Genomic DNA, 4,001 nt, shown 5'->3' on the forward strand with positions numbered 1-4,001 from the left:
CCGCGGACGGACGGCGGCCTGATCGTGACGGTGTGGCTGCCGCATCCGTACCCGGTCGAGCCTTCCGCCTGACCAGGCTGCCGTCCCCGTCCCGGTTCAGATGTCGGAAGATCTTCCGGATGCCGGAAGCTGCTCGACTCGGTTCTCGATGCCCTTCCGGAGCCGAAGGCACCCGGTCAGGGGCGAGGGCGTCGTCGGGTGAGCACGGCAGCGCTCACCGGCACTCCCGTCTCGGTGAACAACGAGCCGTCAGCGCCGGTCGCGGCTGCGGACTCGGAGTCCTGAGGCGATCAGGCGACGCACCAACTCTTTGCCTTTCACATGCTGAGCGCCGGCGGCGACGAGCCGGGGGATGATCTCCTCCGGCACGTCGTAGTGGTCGACGTCGAACGCGCGCGGAGCGATGCCGTTCGCCCGCGCGAACGCGTGCAGCTCATCGAGGCTCTCGTCGCTGACCAGGTGTGCCCACAGGCGTCCGTGGGCGGGCCAGAGCGGGTCGTCGACGAGTACGGTCACCTCGTCAGCCTACGTCCGCAGCGATGGGGTGGGGCTCGAGCGTGCGCCCAGACAGATCGGAGGCGGCCCGCTTTGCGACACAGACCCGCATCCGGTAAAGTAGTCCCTTGGTGCGTATGCCGCGTCGTCCTCGTCGGCCGAAGCGGAGAGTCTTGCGTTCGCACCCGCCGTTCTGCGGTGCATGCAAGCAACAGTCTTCCCGTGAGATCTCGGAGCCGCGAGCTCCCCAACGAAACAGGTATGAAGTGGTTTACGCAGTAGTGCGCGCCGGTGGGCGGCAGGAGAAGGTCGAGGTCGGCACGATCGTTCAGCTCGACCGTGTCAAGGCTGCCCAGGGCGAGAAGATCGAGCTGGCTGCAGTGCTGCTCGTCGACGGCGCCACGGTGACCACCGACGCTGACTCGCTCGCGAAGGTCAAGGTCACGGCTGAGGTCATCGGCAACCTCCGCGGCCCGAAGATCATCATCCAGAAGTACAAGAACAAGACCGGCTACAAGAAGCGTCAGGGCCACCGCCAGGAGCTCACGCGCGTCAAGATCACCGGCATCAAGTAAGCCCGAGGGGATTAGGACATGGCACATAAAAAGGGCGCAAGCTCAACCCGTAACGGTCGTGACTCCAACGCTCAGCGCCTCGGCGTGAAGCGCTTCGGCGGTCAGCAGGTCCTCGCCGGCGAGATCATCGTCCGCCAGCGCGGCACGCACTTCCACCCCGGCGTCAACGTCGGCCGTGGCGGCGACGACACGCTGTTCGCTCTGGCCGCCGGTGCGGTCCAGTTCGGCGCGAAGGGCGGCCGCAAGGTCGTCAACATCGTCGCCGCAGCTGAGTGATCACAGCGCGACACTAGATATCCGGTTCGGGGCGGGCTTCGGCTCGCCCCGTCCGTGTATCTGCCCTCCGAAAACGCACAGCAACCCAGAGGACTAGCAAATGGTCACGTTCGTCGACACCGTCACACTGCACCTGCGTGCGGGTAAGGGCGGCAACGGCTGCGTCTCCGTGCACCGCGAGAAGTTCAAGCCGCTCGGCGGCCCGGACGGAGGCAACGGCGGTGACGGCGGCGACGTCGTGCTCGTCGCCGATCCTCAGACCGGCACGTTGCTGTCGTATCACCACTCGCCGCACCGTTCCTCCGGCAACGGCGGTCCGGGCATGGGCGACCACCGCTCCGGGTTCCTCGGTGAGACGCTCGAGCTGCCGGTCCCGGTCGGCACCGTGGTGAAGAACACCGCCGGCGAAGTCCTCATCGACATGATCATCCCCGGTGAGCGGTTCGTCGTCGCCAAGGGCGGGATGGGTGGGCTCGGCAACGCCGCCCTCGCCACCCCGAAGCGCAAGGCCCCCGGGTTCGCTCTCCTGGGCACCCCTGGGCACGAGGGTGACATCATCCTCGAGCTGAAGACGGTCGCCGACATCGCCCTCGTGGGCTACCCGTCCGCCGGCAAGTCGAGCCTGATCGGTGCGATCTCCGCCGCCCGGCCCAAGATCGCCGATTACCCGTTCACGACCCTCCACCCGAACCTCGGCGTGGTGCAGGTCGGTGACTTCCGCTACACGGTCGCCGATGTGCCCGGCCTGATCGAGGGCGCCAGCGAGGGCCGAGGACTCGGTCTCGAGTTCCTCCGCCACGTCGAGCGCTGCTCGGCGCTGCTGCACGTGCTCGACTGCGCGACTCTGGAGCCCGGTCGTGACCCGATCTCCGACCTCGACGTCATCCTCGCCGAGCTCGGTGCCTACGAGGTCCCCGAGGGACAGACGCCGCTCCTCGAGCGCCCGCAGTTCATCGCTCTGAACAAGATCGACGTCCCCGAGGCGCGCGACCTCGCCGAGCTCGTGCGCCCCGATCTCGAGGCCCGCGGGTTCCGCGTGTTCGAGATCTCCACGGTCTCCCATGAGGGGCTGCGTCCGCTCACCTTCGCGTTGGGCGAGCTCGTCGAGAAGGCGCGTGCCGAAGCCGCGCTCGAGACGCCGCCGGAGCGCGTCATCATCCGTCCTCGCGGCTCCAAGAAGGAATTCACCATCCGTGTCGAGGGTGGCACCTACGGCAACGTGTACCGCATCCTGGGTGAGAAGCCGGTTCGATGGGTGCAGCAGACCGACTTCCAGAACGAAGAGGCCGTCGGCTATCTCGCCGATCGACTCGAGAAGCTCGGTGTCGAGGACGAGCTCTTCCGTCTCGGCGCCGTTCAGGGCTCGACCGTCGTCATCGGCGAGGGCGACAGCATCGTCTTCGACTGGGAGCCCACCATGACATCGGCCGCGGAGCTGATGAGTGCGCCGCGTGGAACCGACCCCCGTCTGGCCCCGAACGCGCGACGGACGACGTCGGAGCGACGCGAGCAGTACTACGAGCGCATGGATGCCAAGGCCGAAGCCCGCGCCGAGGTCGAGACGCAGCGTCTCGCCGCGTACCGCGAGGACGGCGAGTGACAGCACGAACCCGCGCAGAACTCGCCACTGCGTCCCGCATCGTCGTCAAGGTCGGATCCTCCTCGATCAGCGGTGAGTCGTCCTGGCGCATACCCGTCATCGTCGACGCCCTCGCTGCCGCGCATGCACGCGGAGCCGAGGTCGTGCTGGTGTCATCGGGTGCGATCGCGTCGGGCATCCCGTTCCTGCGGCTGGACGCCCGACCGACTGACCTCGCGACCCAGCAGGCTGCGGCGGCCGTCGGCCAGAACATCCTGATGTATCGCTACCAGGAGTCGCTGCGTCCGTTCGACATCGTCGCAGGGCAGGTGCTCCTCACCACCGGTGACCTCGAGAACCCGACGTCGCGCTCCAACGCCCGTCGCGCCATGGAGCGACTGCTCGGGCTGCGCACCCTGCCGATCGTGAACGAGAACGACACGGTCGCAACACAGGAGATCCGCTTCGGCGACAACGACAGGCTCGGTGCGCTCGTCGCCCAGCTGATCGAAGCCGATGCGCTCATCCTGCTCAGCGACATCGAGTCGCTCTACACGAAGCCTCCGACCGATCCCGACGCCGAGCCGATCGACATCGTGGCCCCGGACGCCGACCTGACCGGCCTCGAGTTCGGAGCGACGGTCGTCAACAGCGTCGGCACCGGGGGAGCGGCCACCAAGGTCTCGGCGGCGCGCCTCGCGGCGGCGTCGGGGATCGGGGTGCTGGTCACCAGTGCCGACCTCGTCGAGCAGGCTCTCGCCGGCGCCGAAATAGGGACCTGGTTCGAGCCGGCCACCTCATAAACTGGGCGGATGACCGACCAGACCCCGCAGGCACGCCTCGAGCGCGCCAAAGAGGCCTCCCGCGCCACGGCAGCGCTCACGAGCGATGACAAGGCCCGTGTGCTCGAATCCATCGCCGTGTCGCTTCTGGATGCGGCGCCGCGCATTCAGCGAGACACCCGTTCCTCCGACCGAGGTGAACGAGGAAGCTCCCCGCACCCTCGACCCGATCGTGCTCCGCGCGCTCGCGAAGGACCCGTACCAGCGATACCCGGATGCCGCGCACTTCCGCGC

At 67.8% G+C, this 4,001-nt stretch carries 5 protein-coding genes; 4 read left to right on the forward strand and 1 reads right to left on the reverse strand.

The genetic code is table 11. The annotated features are described in order from the left end of the window. Positions 1-249: 249 nt before the first annotated feature. Entirely contained in the window at positions 250-516 is a 267-nt protein-coding gene (locus tag KZA10_RS09175; RefSeq protein ID WP_141386122.1) for a DUF4031 domain-containing protein, read from the reverse strand. A gap of 245 nt (positions 517-761) precedes the next feature. Between KZA10_RS09175 and rplU the strand changes: the two genes are divergently transcribed. From rplU to proB, 4 genes are all read left to right on the forward strand, one after another. After that, a complete protein-coding gene (rplU, locus tag KZA10_RS09180) occupies positions 762-1,070 on the forward strand; it encodes a 50S ribosomal protein L21 (protein WP_028501602.1) in 309 nt (102 codons plus the stop codon). 18 nt (positions 1,071-1,088) lie between these two features. Then, a complete protein-coding gene (gene rpmA, locus KZA10_RS09185) occupies positions 1,089-1,346 on the forward strand; it encodes a 50S ribosomal protein L27 (RefSeq protein ID WP_028501603.1) in 258 nt (85 codons plus the stop codon). 100 nt (positions 1,347-1,446) lie between these two features. Further along, a complete protein-coding gene (obgE, locus tag KZA10_RS09190) occupies positions 1,447-2,946 on the forward strand; it encodes a GTPase ObgE (protein WP_055867574.1) in 1,500 nt (499 codons plus the stop codon). Further along, positions 2,943-3,728, forward strand: a complete 786-nt coding sequence (gene proB / locus KZA10_RS09195) for a glutamate 5-kinase (RefSeq protein ID WP_055872379.1) — start codon at positions 2,943-2,945, stop codon at positions 3,726-3,728. The genes obgE and proB overlap by 4 nt, the downstream gene beginning before the upstream one ends. Positions 3,729-4,001 lie beyond the last annotated feature (273 nt).

This window comes from Microbacterium sp. BF1 (assembly GCF_019279095.1).
Classification (GTDB): Bacteria; Actinomycetota; Actinomycetes; order Actinomycetales; family Microbacteriaceae; genus Microbacterium; species Microbacterium maritypicum.

What these genes read in the sequence shown, in the direction of transcription:
- rpmA (WP_028501603.1), top strand. Translation starts at nt 1,089, where the DNA reads ATGGCACATAAAAAGGGCGCAAGCTCAACCCGTAACGGTCGTGACTCC.
- obgE (WP_055867574.1), top strand. Translation starts at nt 1,447, where the DNA reads ATGGTCACGTTCGTCGACACCGTCACACTGCACCTGCGTGCGGGTAAG.